We start from the raw sequence: 21,269 nt of genomic DNA on the forward strand, positions 1-21,269 counted from the left end.
GCCTCACCCAAACCCGCATGCAGGTCATAAAAAAGCCCTCCGTCAATGACGAAGGGCTTTACCAAACATTCAGCCGTCGAATGCAGCCGAAAGAATCTGTCTTACTTCTTGGCCTTGGCAGCCTTGTCGTCCTTGGGCGTTTCGGCCTTGGGGGCGGGGGCGGCTTCCGGAGCCTTTTCAGCTTCAGGCGTCACAGACTTGAAATCAAGCTTCTGCTTGTTCACAAGATCCAGCACTTCGTTGGTCACATCGCTCTTGGAGTCAAAAGCGGCGACAGCTTCAGTGCTGATGATGACGGCATAGCCCTTTTCAGTGCGATAGGTATTGATCACGCGCTGAATGGCATCATACAGCAGGTTTACAACATTCTGCTGCTCCACCTGCATGCGCTGCTGGGCAGACATGTAGACGGCCTGCAGTTCTTTCTGCGCTTCAGCGTCCTTGGGGTTGGCTTCCAGGCGCTGCTGGATGTCGTTAAGCTTGGTCTGCATGTCGCCCTGAAGGCTTTCAAGGAACTTCACGCCGGCCTTGCCAGGTTCGCTATCGCGCATCACGCGCGCCATATCCACCACCGCCACCTTGGGCTGGGCGTTATTGTCGCCCTGTTGGCAGGCAAAAAGCATGAAGCTCAGCAGCAGAGCCAGCGGCATAAAAAAACGGATTCGCATGGTTGTGACCACTCCTCTAATAAATGCCGGGCATAGAGTTGGGGCTCGGCGTTGAAGAACATGTACGTTGTTTTTATAGGCACCACAACCATTTTTCGCTGAAATTCCCTTTTGGGCGGCGCTTTGCGCGGCCCCTGCGCGAGGTAAATCCGCATCAGCGCAGCGAGGCGTACTGGGCCTTCATTCGCTGCACCCGGGCGACGTAGAAACGTGTTTCACGGGCAGGCAGGCGCGTGGCAAGATCCCTGTAAAAAGCGTCAACCGTCATGGCGTTTATGTTGTCCACGGCTTCTTCCACGGTTTTGCCGTAGAGCCGCAGAAAACGGTTCGGTCCCATATTGTAGGCGGCAATCGCGCAATATTCCCTTGCCAGAGGGTTGTGCACACCGGAAAAATAGCGGGTGAACAGGATGTGCAGATAGGTTGTGCCATAGCGGATGTTGGTTTCGGGCACGCGCAGGTCTTCAAAACCCACATCGCCCATGCTTCCGTAAAGGTATTTGTGCACTTCATCGTTAGCTGTATCCGGCACGACCTGCATGAGGCCCATGGCCGACTTGTTGCTGACCAGGGTTGGCGAAAAGTCGCTTTCGCTGTGAATGATGGCGTACACAAGCTCGGTGCTCAAATTGTAGCGGCGCGAAAAATTCTCCACCAGATTCTGATAACGGCGGGCTCTGGCCTGTAGTTTTTCCATGTCGTTATCATCAATATCGCCCACAAAGTTATCAAAAACAGTACCGTGGCGCAGCACTTCAATGGCAGCCCTGCGCACCACGCGGGGCGAATAGCCTGCCATCATGGCCGTGGGCGTCACCCAGCGCAACGGGCGGCCCGCCGCATCAAGGGCGTCGCCGTAATCACGGGGCTGGTTGCTGACCAAAAGCGGAATGGAAACACCGTCCAGAGCCAGCAGCGGGGCAAAATCACCCTGCGCATCGCCGGAAAAGGCCAATGAGGGTTCGCCAGTATCAAGAATGACGCCTTCCGGCCCAAAGGAAACAATGCGCCTGACCAGAGCCAGATCTGTAGCCTTATCCGTAGCAGAGGATGTCCCCTGCGTTTTGTGGGCACCGGATGCCCGGGCAGATGTGCTGGCATCGACAGCCAGACGCGTCTGCGGACTACCCCCGGATGTCTGTTCAGAATGCGGCTCCACCGCCCCGCGCACGGCCCACTGGCGTATGCCGTCACCCTGCGCCTGAATGGGAATGGGCATGTCTTCGGGACGCAGGCGGGCCACCATGCCGCTCGCGCGGCGGCGCAGTTCCGGCCCCTCGCTCTGCGGCACAAAACCGGCCAGCAGGCCGAGCACCAGCAAGGCGGCGGCAAGGCCGAGCGATATGAGCAATATTGTGTTACGTTGTTTCATGGGCATCCCCGTGGGCGTCGGCACGGCCTTGAGCCTGCCGCCGTCTGACGGTTGTAGGGCTGATCTCATGCACCCTGCCCGCAGGCAGAATATAGCGTCGGAAATCCGACAGCCGAGAATCTTCCGCAACACTTCTTGCAATTCCTTTGCCAATTCTCCACACGTCCCAGACAAACCACTTTACAAAATGTGTACTTTAATTCAGAACAGACGGCCCCTTTTATGAGCTACCGTTGACCAGACCTTTTTTCCCACCTATACTTATTTCTGTGAAAAAAGGCTTGCACGCCATGCGCGCGAAAGCCGCCGCACAGGCCTCAAAAGAGCGCCCAAGGCAGTCATTTCTCTGGGAATCAGGCGGTTCAGCCCGGGCAACAACGTCTTAATACGCGCATAGCCGCGCCGGTTCCCCATACTGCCAGCCAACACAGGCACCCCGGGGAAATGGAGCAAACCGTGTCCCAGCATTCGCCAGAATACATTCGCGAAGAAATCAAGCGACTCCTCAAATATGCGCCGCCCGAGATGCGCGCCGCAGCCATTGCCCTGCTGCCCGCCGCAAAGCGCTCCCTCAACACAGGCTATCACCCCTGCCTGCGCGGGGTGCCCATGCGCAGCTGGCGCTGCCTGCTCATGCTGCTCACCTCCATATCTGCCATGCAGAACGATACCGAAATGCTGCTGCGCGTTTCCAACGATCTGCTCGCCATTGCCGACCGCATGGCCCCTCCTGGGGAAGTGCTGCGGCAAAGCGCTGAAATTCTTGTCCACGCCCTGTACGCCGATATGTACGTGTGCCGCCTGCGCAATGCCAATGGAGAATGGGTGGCGCGCTCGGCCAATCAGGTGGACGGCGGCAGCATTCCCATCGTGACCCCCATGCTGGAGGAAGGCCTGCGCGAACACCCCGTGATGCGCGCCATTCTTGAAGGGCACGTCCGCTATGTGGTGTCCAACAACCTTCAGGCCCTGGCCATGGGCGGTGAATCGTTCGACTGCATCATCTACAAGGAAGGCTACCGTTCGCGTCTGGCCTTTGTGCTGCGCGAGCGCAGCAACAAGCCTCCCTTCGGCCTGGTAATGTTGTATACCAAACGCGAGTATGGCTTTGAAAGCTTTGACGAACGTTTTCTTTCAAAATGTGCCAGCATTGTTTCGCTCACCGTGGGCCGCCGCGTGGCCGTTGCCCGCGACACGCTGGAAAAAGCCGCCGGAGCCATGGCCCACTACGGCAACAACGCCCTGAACGTCATGCGCAATCAGGCGGAGTATTGCGGCGAACTGGTGGAAGATCTGGACGCCAACCAGGCGCGCAGCCTGCGCCTTGCGCGCGAGCTGCTGGCCGAGTTTCCTGAAAATTCGCGCGGGCGCATGCTGGGCATGGAGCTGGAACGCGCGCTCGCCCGCAACGACCTCACCGAACTTGCCGGACATCTGGGCGGTGTGCTTGAAGGTACGCGCCGCATGACGCGCATTATCAATTCGCTCAAAAAATCCGCAGACCGGCCACGCCTGATGCACTACGCCCTTGGGCACGATGTGCTGCGCCTTGAGGACGATGTAACCCGCGAGGATTAGTCATGCGAGCCGCCCGGCTTTTTCCCTTTCTTGAGACCATCAGGACTTATTCCGCCCAGGATTTCAAGGCGGACATGACGGCGGCCCTTACCGTGACGCCTATGGCTGTGCCTCAGGCCATGGCCTACGCCATTATTGCCGGGGTTCATCCGCAGTATGGCATCTACGCCTGCATGCTGCCCGTGGTGCTGGCCGCCCTGTGGGGATCATCCCGCTTTATGGCCGCTGGCCCCACCAACGCCATCTCCATGATTATTTTCTCCACCCTCGCTACCATCAGCGTGGGCGGCGAACTGATCAGCACCATGCCCGAAGAATCGCGCATGGCCTATATTTTCGGCATGGCGCTCCTGTGCGGTCTTATCCAGCTGGGCATGGGGCTGGCGCGGCTGGGCGATCTGGTCAATTTTATCTCGCACTCGGTCATGGTGGCCTTTTCCACCGGAGCGGCGCTGCTCATTGCCGCGGGGCAACTCTACATGGCCATGGGCCTGACCGGCCCCAAGCCCTCGGGCTTTTTCAACCAGATGTTCGGCGCGCTGCACGGCCTGCCCTTTATCAATTACTGGAGCCTCGGCATTGCCGTTGGCACCATTGTTCTGACCGTGTTCTTCAAGCGCCTGTCGCCGCGCTTTCCCGCATCACTGGCCGCGCTCGGCGTAATCACGCTCTTTGCCGCCGTGTTCAGCGTGGACGAAAGGGGTGTTCCGCTGGTTGGGGCCATCCCAAGCGTTGTGCCGCCTTTTTCCCTGCCTCCCTCTTTTGATCTGGACGCGGTGCGCGACCTGTTCATGCCCGCGCTGGCCATTGCCCTGCTGGGAACAGTGGAATCACTGGCCATTGGCAAACAACTGGCAAACATCAAGGGCGATGCGTTTGACGGCAGCCAGGAACTTATCGGTCAGGGCCTCGGCAATATCGCCGCGGGCCTTACGTCGGGCATCCCCGGCTGCGGTTCCTTTACCCGCAGCGCCCTTGTGGTCACATCCGGCGGCAGAACGCGCATGGGCACGGTGTTTTCCGGCATTCTCGCCCTGCCACTGCTGTTTGTGCTGGCCCCGCTCATAAGCTGGCTGCCGCTCCCCGCCCTGAGCGGCGTACTGCTGCTTATTTCCTTCAAGATGATAGACATTGACGCCATCCGCCTCTGCGTTGTGGCGACCAGCGTGGACAGGGCCGTGCTGCTCATCACCTTTATGTCCACACTGCTGTTTGATCTTGAAAAAGCCATCTTCATCGGCGTGATGCTTTCCCTCACGCTGTTTATTTACAAGACCGCCCACCCGCGTGTGAACAGGCTTCACAAGGGCGACCCGCTGCTGCGCGAAGGCCCCGCCGAGCTGCCGCAGGGCGTCACCGTGTACATGATTGAAGGAACCCTGTTTTTCGGGGCCATCCACGAGCTTGAACGCCTGCTGTATGCCGAGGACAACGAGCCAACCCGGCTTGTGGTGTTGCATCTTTCGCGCGTGTTCTGGATTGATGCTTCAGGAGCGCATGCGCTTTCGCAATTTATCGAGCGCTGCTATGCCCGTAGCCTGCCGGTTATTCTGGTGGTGGGCAGCCCTTCGGTGCGTACCATCTTGCGACGCACAGGCCTTCTGGATTATCTCAGCAACGGCTTTGTGGCCGACACCACGGGCGAAGGCCTGCGGCTGGCGGCAGCCATGCTGAACCGCTTTGCATGCAGCGATGCCCAGTGCGCGACAGTGGGCGCAGATGTCACCAACGCGCAGCCCGCGCAACCTGTGCAGGCAGCCCCGCCTGCCTCCGGCAGTTCCGGCCCGGAGGATATGGCGCAGTCTGCCCGCGTGGCGCTGGATCCCCAAGGCAACGAGCTGCCCGCCGAACAAACCGCCCCTGCGGAAAATTCCGCCGAACCGCCGCGCGTGACCAAGGAGCGCCCGTGACCAAGGTTTTTCAACTGCCCACCTGCCCCGCAAACCCTGATTCCCTGCCCTTTGGCCCCGAGCATCCCTGGCTGGCCCCGCTGGCCGGGTACAGCGATCTGCCCTTTCGCCTGCTCTGCCGCGAATACGGCGCCGCCGTGTGCGTTACCGAAATGGTCAGCGCCAAGGGCCTTGTTTATGAAAGCCCCGGCACCAACGAGCTGCTCATGACCCTGCCCGAAGACCAGCCGCTGGTGGTTCAGCTTTTCGGCGCGGAGGCCTCCTTTCTGGGGCGCGCGGTGGAGCTGTTGCGGCAGTCCGGCTTTGGCTGGTTTGACCTGAACATGGGCTGTTCTGTTTCCAAGGTGTTGCGCCAGAGTGCTGGCGCGGCCATGCTGGGCGATACGGAAAACGTGCTTGTTGTGGCCCGCGCCATGATTGAGGCCGCTGGCCGTGGACGCGTGGGCTTCAAATTACGCCTGGGGCTGGACGACACCCGCCCGGTGCTGCCCGATCTGGCCTTGCGCCTTGAGGATGCGGGCGCTGGCTGGCTGACCCTGCACCCACGCACGGCCCGTCAGGGTTTTGGCGGCACCGCGCAATGGGAAGCCATTGCCATGCTGGCCCAACGCCTGACAATCCCCCTGCTTGCCAGCGGTGATCTCTTTAGCGCGGAAGACGGCGTAAACTGCCTTAATAGCACCGGAGCCAGCGGCGTCATGTACGCCCGTGGGGCCATGCACAATCCCGCCATCTTTGCCGACCACGCAGCTCTGCTGGCCGGAAACACCCCAGTTCAGGCCGATGCCCCCCGTTTGCGGGCCATGATTTCCCGGCATCTGGAGCTCGCCCGCGCCCACTGCCCCGGCAAGGCCGCCCTGTGGAAAATGCGCTCCGTGGTGCCGCGCTACGTGCGCACCCTGCCCGGCGCACGGGCCTTGCGTCAGGAGCTGTGCCGCTGTAATGATTGGGAAGAGCTTGACCGGTTACTGGATATTTTTCTGGGAAGCCCTGACTAGCAAGGAACAAAGGTGCATGCGGTTACGCTTGCTGCGCTTCTGTAATACACTATTACATACAGATAATTTTTTGTTGATGGGTTGGGGTCAGACGGGGGCAGTGCCGACACGGCTCCACGCCTGAAAGCGCCGCCCTTTGAAGGAGAGCCATGATGGATGTTTACCGCGCCAAGACTGCGGGCTTTTGCATGGGCGTGAGCCTGGCCCTGCAAAAACTTAACACTGCGCTGGAGCGCAGGGGGGGCACCCCCGAGACGGCCCGCATCTGTACCCTTGGCCCCATCATCCACAATCCGCAGGTTCTGGCGGAATATGAATCGCGCGGCGTGGTCTGCGTCAAGGAAGCCGCGCAACTGCACCCCGGTGATGTGGCGGTTATCCGCGCGCACGGCATCACGCGGCAGGTTGAGGAGCAGGTCAAGCAAAGCGGGGCCGACATTGTGGACGCCACCTGCCCCAAGGTAAAAAAAGCCCAGCTTTCCATCGGGCGGGCCACCGCCGATGGCGCAACCCTGCTGCTTTTTGGCGAGGCGGATCACCCAGAAGTACGCGGGCTGGTTTCTTACGCCTGCGGCCCGGCCCATGTGTTCGGCACGGCGGCAGAGCTTGAGTCCTTGCACCTTGCCGAAAACAAGGCCTATGTGCTGGCCTCGCAGACAACTCAGGATCGACAAATATTTCAGGAAATTGTGGAAGATCTGCGCACGCGCATTGCCGACCTTGTGGTGCTTTCCACCATTTGCGACGCCACCCGCGAGCGGCAGGAGGAGGCACGCAACATTGCCTCCTGTGTGGATGTCATGGTAATCATAGGCGGAAGGCAGAGCGGAAATACCCGCAGACTGGCTGATGTGGCCTCTTTGAACGGCATCGACACCTACCTTGTGGAGCGTGTCGAAGAGCTGGCCGCAGAAAATTTTTTGCAAAAAAATCGTGCAGGTCTAACGGCTGGCGCATCTACGCCGAAAAGTCTTATTGACGCGGCTCATTTGTGGCTGCAGTCGCTTTAATCCCGTTTGCTCCTGAAGCGGTACTTTTCTGGAGGCAGCATGGCCCAGACCAATATTCTGCTGGAAGCCGGCACCAACGAGCTGGAAGTGGTGGAATTCTATCTTGAAGAATTCACCCCTCCTTCTGCCGACGCGCCGCAGTTGGACGAAAATGGCGAACCCGTTCCCGCCAAGCCCTATCGCGGCTACTACGGTGTCAACGTGGCCAAGGTGCTTGAAATTATCCGCATGCCCAAGGTGACGGCGCTGCCCGAAGTGCAACACCCGAGTGTGCTCGGTGCTTTCAACCTGCGTTCGCGCATTATTCCGCTGGTGGATCTGGCCATGTGGCTGGGCAAAACCCACCCTGCGAAAGAAGAACAGCCCAAAACCATAGTGACGGAGTTCAACAACGTCACCACGGCCTTCATGGTTTCCGGCGTCAACCGCATCCACCGCATTAGCTGGGAGCAGGTTGAACCGCCGAACAAGTACGTTGCCGCCGTATCCAACAATACGGTCATCGGCGTGGTCAAACTTGAAGACCGCATCATCTTTCTTCTCGACCTTGAAAAGGTGGTCGCCAACCTCAATCCCAAACTGGGCCTGCGGCTTGACGATCTGGGTGAAGACTGGACGAATGAAGGCTACCGCGCCCTCGTGGCCGACGACTCCGCCCTTATCCGCGAAATGCAGCGCGACCTGCTGGAAAAGGCGGGCTTTACCGTTGAGGTTGTTTCCAACGGACGCGCAGCCTGGGATCGCCTGCTGGACTTCAAAAAGAGCGCTGAAGAAGGCAACCGGCCCATCACAGACTTCGTGCACGTGGTGGTTTCGGACATCGAAATGCCGGTCATGGACGGCCTCAATCTTACCCTGCGCATCAAGGAAGACTCCATGCTCAAAAAGCTGCCGGTGCTGCTTTTTTCCTCACTCATTACCGAAAAACTGCGCCACAAGGGCGTGAGCGTGGGTGCGGACGACCAGATTTCCAAGCCGGAAGTTACCCAGCTGGCTCACAGGGCCATGGCCCTCATCAAGGCCAGGGAACAGGGTCAGGCTTAAAAGCTCCCAACCGCTTTTGCCGTTTTCAAGGGGACTCCTTTTCGCAAGGGGTCCCCTTTACGTTTCTGGGCGGGCGCTGTTTGCAAAGGCGCTTGCCAGAGTGTAAACTCGGCCCAAGACCACCAAGGAGCTTTTATGGCAGTAGTGCTAGGCACGGCAGGGCATATAGATCACGGCAAAACTTCGCTGGTACGGGCGCTTACAGGCATCGACTGCGATCGCCTGCAAGAAGAAAAACGCCGTGGAATCACCATTGAACTTGGCTTCGCCTGGGTTGATCTTCCTGGCGGCGAGCGGCTGGGCATCGTGGATGTGCCGGGACATGAACGCTTTGTCAAAAATATGGTGGCTGGCGCGGCAGGCGTGGACTTTGTCATGCTGGTCATTGCCGCAGACGAAGGCATCATGCCCCAGACCCGGGAACATCTTGAGATATGCTCCCTGCTGGGCATACGCACCGGGCTTGTGGCCCTCACCAAGACAGACATGGTGGACGCCGACTGGCTCGAAATGGTGCAGGAAGAAGTGCGCGGATTCCTGCAAGGCACCTTTCTTGAGGGTGCGCCCATCTTCCCCGTTTCCGCAACCACAGGCGATGGCGTGGACACGCTGCGCGACCACCTTGCGTGCATGGCTGCCGAGCTGCCCGCTCAGCGGCGCAGCGATATTTTTCGCCTGCCGGTGGACCGCGTATTCAGCATGAAGGGGCATGGCACCGTTGTGACAGGCACTGTCATTTCCGGCGTGTGCAACCTTGGAGATGAACTGCGCTTCATGCCGCCCGATCTGCCCACCCGCGCGCGCGGGCTGCAACGTCATGGCAAGGCCGCCGATTCCGTGCAGCCGGGCCAGCGCTGCGCCGTCAACGTGCAGGGGCTGGATGTGGAGGAAATCGAACGCGGCTTTGTGCTGGCCCGCCCCGGCGAACTGTTCCCCTCCAACCGCTGGCTGGTCAGGCTCACCTGCCTTTCCTCCGCCCCAAGAGCCATGCGCCAAAGGGTGGAAATCCATTTCCACCATGGTACGCGCGAATGCGCGGCGCGGGTGGTCTTTCGCGACAGGGACAAACTGGCCCCCGGCGAAACCGCACTGGCGGAACTGCGTTTCAAGGAACCCATGGTGGGCGTATTTGGCGACCATTGCGTGTTGCGGGCCTATTCGCCCCTGCGCACGGTTGCTGGCGGGCTGCTGGTCAGTCCTCTGCCGCCCGAATTGCGCGCCAAAGACCCTGAACTGGCCGACAAGATGCGGCTGTTGCAGGAGCTGCCCGACCTGCGCGATGCGGCAGAAGCCATCGGCGGGGGCAAGGCTGAAGCCAAGGCGCGCGATGAGGCCAGGGCCGCGCTTGCACGTGGCGCACTGACCCTGCGCGGTATCGAGGGTGCTGACGAAGCGCGGCTGCGCGCCCTGACGGGCCTTGCCCGATCCGCTGTGGAGGCGGCGCTGCAACTGCTTTCCACCCGTGGCGACGCTATCTGCTGGGACAAGGAAAACCGCTGTTGGATCGGCAAAATTCCCTTTGAAAAGCTGCTGGCCGCCAGTCTTGAGCGCGGGGCTGACCTGCACCGCCGCGAACCTCTCAAACCCGGATTTACCCGGGGGGCCCTTTGCACGGGCTGGAGCCGCAACCTGCCCCCCAAGCTGGTGCAAAAAGTGCTGGATCAGGCCCTCAAGCAGGGCGATCTGGTCACTGAAGGCGAGGGGCTGCGCCTGCAATCGCATACAGTGAGCCTGGCCGCCGATCAGGCGGGCTTGCGCCAAAAGCTTCTGGACGCGCATGCCAGCGCGGGGCTGACCCCGCCCAACGCCAAGGACGTGTTTGAAGAACTCGGCGTTTCCCCCAAGGAGGCCGCCCCGGTGCTGCGCCTGCTCTGCGAGGCTGGCGAACTGGTCAAGATCAAGGACGGCCTGTATTACCACGGCCCAGCCCTGGCCGATATTCTTGAACGTGTGCGCGGCTGGTTCACCACCCACGACAATCTTGATGTGGGCGGCCTGAAAGAACTTCTGGGGCTTTCGCGCAAATATCTGATCGCCTTGCTGGAATATATGGATAATGAGCGCATAACCGTGCGAGTGGGCGACCAGCGCCGTTTTCGCGGGCGTTAGGGGCTGTTTCTGAAAACAGGAATTGTCCTTGCATTCTTGCCTTGAATGCTCATATATCTCAGTAATGCTCATTTGCTCATAACTCTTCACTAAGGAGCCCGGATATGTCTGAAAAAATTCTGGTAGTTGGTGGTGTTGCCCTGGGGCCCAAGGCGGCTTGCCGCTGCAAGCGCCTCATGCCCGATGCGGAAGTGATGCTTGTGGACGAAAACGTCTTCATTTCCTACGGCGGTTGCGGCATCCCCTACTACGTGTCCGGTGAAATACAGAATCTCGACGATCTGCGCTCCACACCCTATCATACCGTGCGCGACACCGAATTTTTCCGCGATATGAAGGGAATCACCGTACGCACCCAGACGCGCGCCCTGGCCATTGACCGGGCTGCCAAAACCCTGCTCGTCAAGGACGTTGTTTCCGGCAAGGAAGAAAAACTGCCTTACGACAAGCTGGTGCTGGCTACCGGCGCAAGCCCGCGTGTTCCCCCCATTGAAGGCAAGGATCTGAAAAACGTGCTTTCTCTGACCCGCCTTGAAGCCGCCGGGGCCATCCGAGCCGCTTGCCAGGAGGGCAAGGTGAGCGAGGCGGTCATTGTGGGCGGCGGCTTCATCGGCCTTGAGGCTGCCGTGGCCCTGGCCGATATGTGGGGCGTGAAAGTCAGCGTTGTGGAAATGATGGATCAGATTTTGCCCGGCGTGCTTTCCCAGCCTCTTTCGCTCATGGCCGCCAACGACTGCCTGACCCACAAGGTCGATGTGTTCACCTCTGAAAAAGTGCTGCGCCTTGAAGGCGAAAACGGCACCGTCACCAAGGTGGTCACGGACAAGCGCGAAATCCCCGCCCAACTGGTGATCTTTGCAGCTGGCTTTATCCCCAACGGGCAGCTTGCCAAGGATGCCGGGCTGGAAGTGGCCCCCTTTGGCGCGGTGGTGGTGGACGAGCACATGCGCACTACCGACCCCTCCATCTATGCGGGCGGCGACTGCGTGGCCATCAAGAACATCATCACCGGCAAGATCGGCTACCTGCCCCTGGGCAGCATGGCCAACCGCCAGGGCCGCATCATCGGCACCAACCTTGCTGGCGGCAATGCCAGATTCCCCGGTTTTGTGGGCTCCTGGGCCGTCAAACTCTTTGGTCTTTCCTTCTGCGGTGTGGGCCTTACGGTTGAACGCGCCCGCAAGGAAGGCTTTGACGCCATGAGCGTCAGCGTGGAGCAGCTCGACCACGCCCACTTCTACCCCGAAAAATCCATGATGAGCCTTGAGCTGGTGGTGGACAAGGCCACCAGCCGGGTGCTGGGCATTCAGGGTGCCTGCGCCGACCCGGATTCGCTCAAGGCCCGCATTGATGCGGTGGCTGCGGCCCTGCAGTATTCCAGGCCCACGGTGGAAGACATCTCCAACCTTGAAATCGCTTACGCCCCGCCCTTTGCCTCGGCCATGGACGTGGTCAACGTGGTTGCCAACGTGGCCGACAACGCCCTCGCCGGGCGCTTCACCCCCGTGACTGCCGACCAGTTCATGGACTTGTGGAAGAAGCGCAGCGAAAACCACGTATTCTTTATTGATTCCCGCCCTGCGGCGGCAGGCAAGGCAGTGCAGGAAAAGCATCCCGACTGGCACGCCATGCCGCTGGAAGAAATCGCCGCCAGAATCAGCGAAGTGCCCAAGGACCGCCCTGTTGCCATTATCTGCAATACGGGTCTGCGCGCCTATGACAGCCTGCTGGTGCTGGCCCGCAATGGCGTGACCAACGTGGTCAACTCCACAGGTGGCATGCAGGCGGTCATCAAGATGGGCCTCTCGCTGTAACATGCCCGCCAGGAAAATACGCTTCTGAACGCTTTCGGGGGAGGGATCTTGCAAAAGGGTTCCTCCCCCGCTTCAATCGGGCACTGGTTTTCTCCACCCTGTGAACTCTGTCAAAATCAACATAGATTGCTGCTCGCAGAGCAGATTCAGACTGGAGGCGCATCAAGTGTTCAGCCCGCAGGCACCCAAAATCCGTAACATTGAACCAGGGACAAGCCGCAAATTTTGCTGCCCTGAAACATTTGTGATATTTTTTTCATTTGTCCTGCACATTCCAACGTGCCGTCATCATAGGTTTTCCCATCGGGCATGACCCAAACCACCTTGTCAGGTTTCACAATTCATCACTATTTTCCGCATGTTGCGTCTGTCACAATTTTTTTTGATACGTCCACGATTAAACTGTTCAAACAAACAATTTTATGGTAAGCGCAAAAACGCGCATTCCGTCGGGGCAGACGAGGGTGTGCAGCAAGGCTCCAAAACAAGTGATACCAAGCTTTTTTGGTGGACGCGAAAAGCCGGATTGGGTAGGGTTTTTCTACCACGATTCCACTCCCAGCCTCCATTTTGTGTTCACTTCACGGCACTAGCCGTTGCCCGTCCCTGCCAAGTGCGGGGCCTTATCTCAGGGGCCGATCCGACCCACGCTGATTTTGTAAAAACATTGCGCGCCTGTGGGCGCCAAGGAGGAACAGATGGCTCATATGAAAACTATGGACGGCAACAACGCCACCGCGCACATTGCCTACGCTCTGTCGGAAACGGCAGCCATTTACCCCATCACCCCTTCGTCCGTCATGGGCGAAGTTATGGACGAAATGGCCGCCAAAGGTGCCAAAAACCTGTTCGGCCAGATCGTGAATGTGCGCGAAATGCAGTCCGAAGCCGGCGCCGCTGGCGCTGTGCACGGCATGCTTTCCGCCGGCGCCCTTACCTCCACCTACACGGCTTCCCAGGGCCTGCTGCTCATGATCCCCAACATGTACAAAATCGCCGGTGAACTGCTTCCCGGCGTTTTCCATGTTTCGGCTCGTGCTCTGGCCTCCCATGCCCTGTCCATCTTTGGCGACCACCAGGACGTGATGGCCGCCCGTCAGACGGGCTTCTGCTTCCTGGCTTCCTCCTCCGTGCAGGAATGCATGGATCTGGCCCTCGTTGCGCATCTTTCCGCCATCGACGCCAGCCTGCCCTTCTGCCACTTCTTTGACGGCTTCCGCACCTCGCACGAAGTGCAGAAGATCGAAACCATTGATTACGAAGACATCCGCCCCCTGGTGAACTGGGAAAAGGTGGCCGAATTCCGCGCCACCGCCATGAACCCCGAGCATCCGCACATTCGCGGCACCGCCCAGAACCCCGACATTTACTTCCAGAACCGCGAAGCTTCCAATCTCTACTACGACGCCGTGCCCGGCATCGTGCTTGAGAACATGAAGAAGGTTGAGTCCATCACTGGCCGCAAGTACCGCCTCTTTGACTATGTGGGGCACCCCGAAGCCGACCGCGTGATCGTTTCCATGGGTTCTTCCTGTGAAGTCATTGAAGAAACCGTGAAGTACCTCAACGCACAGGGCCAGCGCGTGGGCCTCGTGAAGGTGCACCTGTTCCGCCCCTTCTCCACCGAGCATCTGCTGCGCGCCCTGCCCGCCAGCGTTACCTGCATCACCATGCTTGACCGCACCAAGGAAAGCGGCGCTCTTGGCGACCCGCTGTATCAGGACGTGTGCACCGCCTTCCTCGAAAAGGGCGAAGCTCCCACCCTGGTTGGCGGCCGCTACGGCCTGGGCTCCAAGGACTTCACCCCCGGCATGGCCAAGGCCGTGTTCGACAACATGATGGCCCTTCAGCCCAAGAACCACTTCACCGTGGGCATCAACGACGACGTCACCAACCTTTCGCTTGATGTGGAAGAAGAAATCGACACCGTGCCCGCTGGCACCGTGCAGTGCAAGTTCTTCGGCCTCGGCGCTGACGGCACCGTGGGCGCCAACAAGCAGGCGATCAAGATCATCGGCGACAACACCGATCTCTACGCCCAGGCCTACTTTGCTTACGATTCCAAGAAGTCCGGCGGCTTCACCGTGTCGCACCTGCGCTTCGGCAAGGAACAGATCACCTCTTCCTACCTGATCACCAAGGCCGACTACGTTGCCTGTCACAAGGCTGCCTACGTGACCCAGTACGACATTCTTGAAGGCATCAAGGAAGGCGGCACTTTTGTGCTGAACTCCAACTGGTCGCTGGCCGACATGGAAAAGCACCTGCCTGCCTCCATGAAGCGCGTCATCGCCCGCAAGAAGCTGAAGTTCTACAACGTGGACGCCGTCAAGGTTGCCCAGGAAGTGGGCCTCGGCGGCCGCATCAACATGATCATGCAGACTGCCTTCTTCAAGCTTGCCAACGTGCTTGACTTTGAAAAGGCTGTGGGCCTGCTCAAGGAATCCATCAAGAAAACCTACGGCAGCAAGGGCGACAAGATCGTCAACATGAATATTGCCGCCGTGGACAAGGGCATGGACGCTCTGGAAGAAGTGAAATACCCCGCTTCCTGGGCCACTGCCACCGAAGGCGCCGCTGCCTGCTGCTGCGACGATGACGAATACATCAGCGCCGTTGTACGTCCCATTCTGGCCCAGCAGGGCGACAAGCTGCCCGTGTCCGCCATGGATCCGGCTGGCTTCATGCCCCTTGGCACCGCCGCCTGCGAAAAGCGCGGCTGCGCCATCGACGTGCCCGAATGGCAGGTTGAAAACTGCATCCAGTGCTGCCAGTGCTCCTTTGTGTGCCCCCACGCCGCCATCCGCCCGGTGCTCGCCACCGAGGAAGAACTGACCGGCGCGCCCGCGTCCTTTGTGACCAAGGACGCCATTGGCAAAGAACTCAAGGGCATGAAGTTCCGCATTCAGGTGTACACTGAAGACTGCCTGGGCTGCGGCTCCTGCGCTGAAGTGTGCCCCGCCAAGGTCAAGGCCCTCGTTATGAAGCCCCTTGACACCCAGATGCCCACCCAGAAAGAAAATCTGGCCTTCGCAGAAGCCAACATCACGCTCAAGGACGAGCTCATGGCTCGCGACACCGTCAAGGGTTCGCAGCTGCAGCAGCCCCTGCACGAGTTCTCCGGCGCCTGCGCCGGTTGCGGCGAAACGCCTTACGTCAAGGTGCTCACCCAGATGTTCGGCGAACGCATGATCGTGGCCAACGCCACGGGCTGCTCGTCCATCTGGGGCGCTTCTTCGCCCACCACGCCTTACTGCACCAACAAGGACGGCTTTGGCCCGGCCTGGGGCAACTCCCTGTTTGAAGACGCCGCCGAATACGGCTGCGGCATGGGCATTGCCTACGAACAGCGCCGTGGCCTGCTGGCCATGAAGGTTCAGGAAGCCCTGAAGGAAGAAACCGCTTCTCCCGAACTGAAGGCCGCCCTCCAGGGTTGGCTGGACAACAAGGACGATGCCGAAGGCTCCCGCAAGTACGGCGAGATGATCATGGCCAACCTGGAAGGCTTTGACAGCCCCCTGGCCCATGAACTGTGGCACATGGACGATCTCTTCACCAAGAAGAGCGTTTGGGTCTTCGGCGGCGACGGCTGGGGATACGACATCGGTTACGGCGGCCTTGACCACGTCCTCGCCAGTGGCGACGACATCAACGTGCTGCTGATGGATACCGAAGTGTACTCCAACACTGGCGGTCAGTCCTCCAAGGCCACCCCGCTTGGCGCCGTGGCCCAGTTTGCCGCCGCAGGCAAGCGCACCGGCAAGAAAGACCTTGGCCGCATGGCCATGACCTACGGCTATGTGTACGTTGCTTCCGTGTCCATGGGCGCGGACAAGCAGCAGGTGCTCAAGGCCTTCCGCGAAGCCGAAGCCTACAAGGGCCCCTCGCTCATCATCGCTTACGCTCCCTGCATCAACCAGGGTCTGCGCAAGGGCATGGGCAAGAGCCAGGAAGAAGCCAAGATGGCCGTGCTTTCGGGCTACTGGCCCCTGTACCGCTACAACCCCGAACTGGCCAAGGAAAAGAAAAATCCCTTCCAGCTCGACAGCAAGGCTCCTTCTGCTGACATTCAGGAATTCCTGGGCGGCGAAACCCGTTTTGCCTCTCTGGAAAAGATGGCTCCCGAAGTCTCCAAGAAGCTGCGCGCCGAACTGGCCGAAGCCTATACTGAACGCTACGCCATGCTCAAGCAGATGGCTGATCTGCCCTACCCCGGCACCAGCGCCGAGTAGAGAGGTCTGACGTTATGACTACCCGCGCCCGCCAGCATCTGGCTCCTCTCCGGGGGGCAGCCTGCTGCTGCGGGCGCGGGCTATGTCACACGCTTGGGATCAAAGGTTAAAGGCCTGGGCGCGAGGAATGCCCTCGCGCCCTTTTCGCGTTAATACCGCCAGCCTGCCGGCACAGCAGGGGAGGCACTATGCACAACGGTCTATACATCACCGCCACCGGGCCCATGACGGGCAAGAGCGCCATTGCCCTTGGGGCCATGCAGCTGCTCACCCGCAGCATGCGCAAGGTGGCTTTTTTCCGTCCCATCATCAACGAACCTCTGTGGGACGACCGCGACCCCGACATCCATCTGATGCTTGAATACTTCAAGCTCAAGATGGACTACGCCGACACCTTCGCCTACACCCAGCGCGAAGCCCGCCAGATCATCAATCAGGGTTCGCGCAACCTGCTCATCGAAAACATCATCCAGAAGTACAAAAAGCTGCTGGAAACCTATGATTTCGTTGTGTGCGTGGGCACAGACTTTCTTGCCAAAGACCCGGTTTTCGAGTTTGAACTCAATGCCGAAATTGCGGCCAACCTTGGCTGCCCGGTTCTCTTGGTCACCAGCGGCTACAATGTGAGCGCCGAAGACATTCGTGATTCGCTCCAGATCACCATGGACAGCCTTGAACCCTATGCGCTGGACGTGGTTGCCACCATTGTGAACCGCCGCAGCCTCACGCAGACAGAACTGGACGAACTGCGCGCCCACTTCAGCACGCAGGAAAGCCCAGCCCTGATTTTCTCCGTTCCCAACGACCCCACCATCGGCCAGCCCACCATGGCTGACGTGAAAAAGGGCCTGGACGCGGAAGTGCTGTTTGGCGAAAAGCGACTGGACGCGCTGGTGGGTGACTACCTTATCGCCGCCATGCATGTGGACAATGTGCTCAACTACATTGCCAAAGACCAGCTCATCGTCACCCCTGGCGACCGCGCTGACGTGCTCCTGGCAGCCATTGCCTCGCGCCTGTCGTCTTCTACTCCCGACATTGCGGGCGTGCTGCTGACCGGGGGCATCCGTCCCTCCGAAAACGTCTGCAAATTCATTGAAGGCTGGACAGGCTCGCCCCTGCCCATTCTGTTGACGCCTCACCACACCTACAAGGCCTTTATGGCCCTGCAAAGCATCATCGCCCCCATTGAACCGGGCGATCTGCGCAAGATCAACAGCGTGCTGGGCCTGTTTGAACAGTACGTCAACGGCAAGGAAATCGAAAACCGCATCGGCGGCGAGCGCAGCAGCCGCATCACGCCCATGATGTTTGAATTCGAGCTGATCCAGCGCGCCAAGGCCAACAAGATGCGCATCGTGCTGGCCGAAGGCACCGAAGAACGCATCCTGCGCGCAACGGATATCCTCCTGCGTCGCGATGTGGCCGAAATCATCCTGCTGGGCGATGTGGAAGAAATCCGCTCCAAGGCCAGCGCCTTTGGCCTGGACATTGCCAAGGCCCGACTCATCGACCCGGTGAAATCCGACCTGTTTGAAGACTACGCCAATACCTACTACGAACTGCGCAAAAAGAAGGGCATTACCCCTGAACAGGCGCGCGACACGATGACCGACGCCACCTACTTTGCCACCATGATGGTCAAGAAGGACGATGCCGACGGCATGGTTTCCGGTTCGGTCAACACCACGGCGCACACCATTCGCCCGGCCTTTGAATTTGTGAAGACCAAGCCCGGATTCACCGTGGTTTCCTCGGTCTTCCTCATGTGCCTCAAGGATCGCGTGCTGGCCTTTGGCGACTGCGCCGTGAACCCCAACCCCACTGCGCAGCAACTGGCAGAAATCGCCATTGCCTCGGCCCACACGGCCAAGGTGTTTGGCATTGAGCCGCGCGTTGCCATGCTTTCCTACTCCACCGGTACTTCCGGCAAGGGTGCGGACGTGGACGTTGTGGTGGAAGCCACCAAGATCGCGCAGGAAATGGCCCCCGATCTCGCGCTGGAAGGCCCCTTGCAGTACGACGCGGCCATCGACCCCTCGGTTGCCAAAACCAAGATGCCTGACAGCAAGGTTGCCGGTAAGGCCACGGTGTTCATCTTCCCCGACCTCAACACCGGCAACAATACCTACAAGGCTGTGCAGCGCGCTGCTGGCGCGGTGGCCATCGGCCCCGTGCTTCAGGGCCTGAACAAGCCTGTCAACGATCTCTCGCGCGGCTGCACCGTGCCCGATATCGTCAATACCGTGGCCATCACTGCGGTGCAGGCCGCTGCCGAAAAGGCCGCGCAGAAATAGTTGCAGATATTCAGCCCCGGCTGTCATGAGCTTTCGGCGGTTTGCCTGACACGGCAAACCGCCGCATAAAGCCTGCCGCCGCAAAAACATTACTGACGCAAGGCATGCGCCACAAACTGCCGGCCCGCGATCAGAATAAACAAGTTCAAGGAAAGGAAGAGTTATGAAAATTCTGGTGATTAACGCGGGTTCCTCGTCCTGCAAGTATCAGTTGCTGGAAATGGACACGCGCAGCGTGCTCTGCTCCGGTCTTGCCGAACGCATCGGCCAGGAAGGCGGACGCCTCACCCACAAAATCGCCCCCGATACGGACAAGGAAGAAAAGCTTGTTCGCGAGGCCTTCTTCCCCACTCATGTGGAAGCCATGGAACTGGTCATCGCTCTGCTGACCGACGCCGACAAGGGCGTTATCAAGGACAAGAGCGAAATTTACGCCATCGGCCACCGCGTGCTGCACGGCGGCGAAGCCGTGAGCGATCCCGTGCTGGTGAATGAGCGTGTGAAGCAGATTGTGGAAGAATGCGCCGTGCTTGGCCCCTTGCACAACCCCGCCAACCTCATGGGCATTGAAGTGGCTGAGAAGCTCTTCCCCGGCGTTCCCAACGTGGCCGTGTTCGATACCGAATTCGGCATGGGCATGCCCAAGGAAGCCTTCATGTACGCTCTGCCCTACGAGCTGTATGAAGAACTGCGCATCCGCCGCTACGGCTTCCACGGCACCTCGCACAAGTACATTGCCAACGCCACCGCCGAGTTCCTTGGCAAGCCCCTTTCCGAGCTGCGCTCCATCACCATGCACCTTGGCAACGGCTCTTCCATGAGCTGCGTGAAAAACGGCAAGTGCTTTGACACCAGCATGGGCCTCACCCCGCTGGAAGGCCTTGTGATGGGCACCCGCTGCGGCACCATTGACCCGGCCATCGTGCCCTTTGTCATGGAAAAGAAGGGCCTCAGCCCCTCCGAAGCCGACACCCTGATGAACAAGAAGTCCGGCCTGCTTGGCCTGTGCGGCTACACCGACATGCGCGATGTGCATGCCCAGGTGGACAAGGGCAACGAACGCGCCGAACTGGCCCTCAAGCTGCTCGTGCGCAGCATCAAAAAGACTCTTGGTTCCTACTTCTTCCTGCTTGAAGGCAACGTGGACGCTCTGGTGTTCACCGCAGGCATCGGCGAGAACGACGACATCGTCCGCGCCATGGTTTGCGAAGGCCTTGAAGCCTTCGGCATCAAGCTGAACAAGGAAGAAAACAGCACCCGCAAGCCCGGCGCGCGCATCATCACCACGCCGGACAGCAAGATCCCCGTGATCATCATCCCCACCAATGAAGAGCTCCAGATCGCCCTTGCCACAGTGGAAGTGCTGAAAAAGTAAGCCAGCTTACTTTTGCCTTATGCATGTCAAAGGCCGCCCCCGAAAGGAGGCGGCCTTTTTGTACTCTTGCACAGAAAAATTGAGCGGATGTGAAAACCGTCAGCTGGCTGCTCCGGCCTCGTGCTTCATGGCTTGCTCAAACTGCTGAATATAGCTTTCCAGCTTCTTTTTGCGGTTGTAGTCGTTGGAACTTTTCACATACAGGCCCCCGCCCACGGCGACTACAAGGGCAGAAACACCCCCGAATTTGGCGCTCATGTACAAGGCATCGGGCAGCCGGCGCACAAATTCATCCATGCTTTCCGTAAACAGATGCATAAGGAAGCTAAAGCACACCAGCCCAACCAGAAAAACAATGGTGCTGACTTTACAAACTTTTTTCAGCGGGTACTTTTCAACCACATATTCGTCGGCACGAGCCAGACCGCAGCGCTTCATCACGGTGGCAGCGTCTGCGAATTCGTAGCTTTGAACTGTGGACTCGCCGTGGCCTGCGCTTGGGTTGGCATTGGGGGCTGTGCTGCGAACGGCATAGACCTCCAGCGGCACGCTTTCGCCGAACGAACCATTTTTTACATCCTCGACGGGGCCCAGACAGCCCAGTTCCAGCGAATCTCCCTGTGCAGCCGCAAAGGGTTCCGGCAAGGGCAGTTGCACTTCCGTGCCGTATTCCAACTGAAGGGCAGCGCTCTGCCAGCCTTTTTCTCCACAGGGCATACGCAATGCCATGCCGGTGCTATCCCCCAGTGACACAACAGTTCCCCGCGTGTCGGCCGTGGGCGCTGTGCCCAACACAACCGCCCTTACGGTCATCACGCGAAAATTCCTGCCTTCAACTGTAAAATCCATGAAAACCTCTCTC

13 protein-coding genes are annotated in these 21,269 nt (G+C 59.4%); 10 read left to right on the forward strand and 3 right to left on the reverse strand.

Annotated elements, in window-relative coordinates; all coding sequences use genetic code 11:
* Positions 1-101: 101 nt before the first annotated feature.
* Positions 102-668, reverse strand: a complete 567-nt coding sequence (locus RDK48_RS00625) for an OmpH family outer membrane protein (RefSeq protein ID WP_298996070.1) — start codon at positions 666-668, stop codon at positions 102-104.
* A 154-nt stretch (positions 669-822) separates the two neighbouring features.
* Positions 823-2,109 (reverse strand): transglycosylase SLT domain-containing protein, encoded by a 1,287-nt coding sequence (locus tag RDK48_RS00630; protein ID WP_298996071.1) that lies wholly within the window; start codon positions 2,107-2,109, stop codon positions 823-825.
* Between the two features lie 387 nt (positions 2,110-2,496).
* Here RDK48_RS00630 and RDK48_RS00635 point away from each other — a divergent pair, with 387 nt between their 5' ends.
* From RDK48_RS00635 to RDK48_RS00680, 10 genes are all read left to right on the forward strand, one after another.
* Complete coding sequence (locus tag RDK48_RS00635; protein ID WP_027180987.1) at positions 2,497-3,618, forward strand: hypothetical protein; 1,122 nt, start codon at positions 2,497-2,499, stop codon at positions 3,616-3,618.
* Between the two features lie 2 nt (positions 3,619-3,620).
* Positions 3,621-5,528 carry a SulP family inorganic anion transporter gene (locus RDK48_RS00640; protein WP_298996075.1) on the forward strand — a complete coding sequence of 636 codons (1,908 nt, stop codon included), beginning with the start codon at positions 3,621-3,623 and terminating at the stop codon, positions 5,526-5,528.
* Entirely contained in the window at positions 5,525-6,526 is a 1,002-nt protein-coding gene (locus RDK48_RS00645; protein WP_298996077.1) for a tRNA-dihydrouridine synthase, read from the forward strand. The genes RDK48_RS00640 and RDK48_RS00645 overlap by 4 nt, the downstream gene beginning before the upstream one ends.
* 152 nt (positions 6,527-6,678) lie before the next feature.
* Complete coding sequence (gene ispH / locus RDK48_RS00650; RefSeq protein WP_298996269.1) at positions 6,679-7,536, forward strand: 4-hydroxy-3-methylbut-2-enyl diphosphate reductase; 858 nt, start codon at positions 6,679-6,681, stop codon at positions 7,534-7,536.
* A gap of 39 nt (positions 7,537-7,575) precedes the next feature.
* Positions 7,576-8,580: a chemotaxis protein gene (locus RDK48_RS00655; protein ID WP_298996079.1), complete on the forward strand. Its 1,005-nt coding sequence runs from the start codon at positions 7,576-7,578 to the stop codon at positions 8,578-8,580.
* Positions 8,581-8,715: 135 nt separating this feature from the next.
* A complete protein-coding gene (selB, locus tag RDK48_RS00660; protein WP_298996081.1) occupies positions 8,716-10,689 on the forward strand; it encodes a selenocysteine-specific translation elongation factor in 1,974 nt (657 codons plus the stop codon).
* Positions 10,690-10,793: 104 nt separating this feature from the next.
* Entirely contained in the window at positions 10,794-12,503 is a 1,710-nt protein-coding gene (locus tag RDK48_RS00665; RefSeq protein ID WP_298996084.1) for an FAD-dependent oxidoreductase, read from the forward strand.
* A gap of 698 nt (positions 12,504-13,201) precedes the next feature.
* Entirely contained in the window at positions 13,202-16,735 is a 3,534-nt protein-coding gene (gene nifJ / locus RDK48_RS00670; protein ID WP_298996086.1) for a pyruvate:ferredoxin (flavodoxin) oxidoreductase, read from the forward strand.
* Positions 16,736-16,923: 188 nt separating this feature from the next.
* Complete coding sequence (gene pta, locus RDK48_RS00675; protein WP_022659720.1) at positions 16,924-19,032, forward strand: phosphate acetyltransferase; 2,109 nt, start codon at positions 16,924-16,926, stop codon at positions 19,030-19,032.
* 163 nt (positions 19,033-19,195) lie between these two features.
* Entirely contained in the window at positions 19,196-20,407 is a 1,212-nt protein-coding gene (locus tag RDK48_RS00680; RefSeq protein WP_192112697.1) for an acetate kinase, read from the forward strand.
* A gap of 99 nt (positions 20,408-20,506) precedes the next feature.
* On the opposite strand, the gene RDK48_RS00685 is transcribed toward RDK48_RS00680, so the two are convergent.
* Positions 20,507-21,256 carry a hypothetical protein gene (locus RDK48_RS00685; protein WP_298996088.1) on the reverse strand — a complete coding sequence of 250 codons (750 nt, stop codon included), beginning with the start codon at positions 21,254-21,256 and terminating at the stop codon, positions 20,507-20,509.
* Between the last annotated feature and the right edge of the window lie 13 nt (positions 21,257-21,269).

Source organism: uncultured Desulfovibrio sp., from assembly GCF_902477725.1.
Classification (GTDB): domain Bacteria; phylum Desulfobacterota; class Desulfovibrionia; order Desulfovibrionales; family Desulfovibrionaceae; genus Desulfovibrio.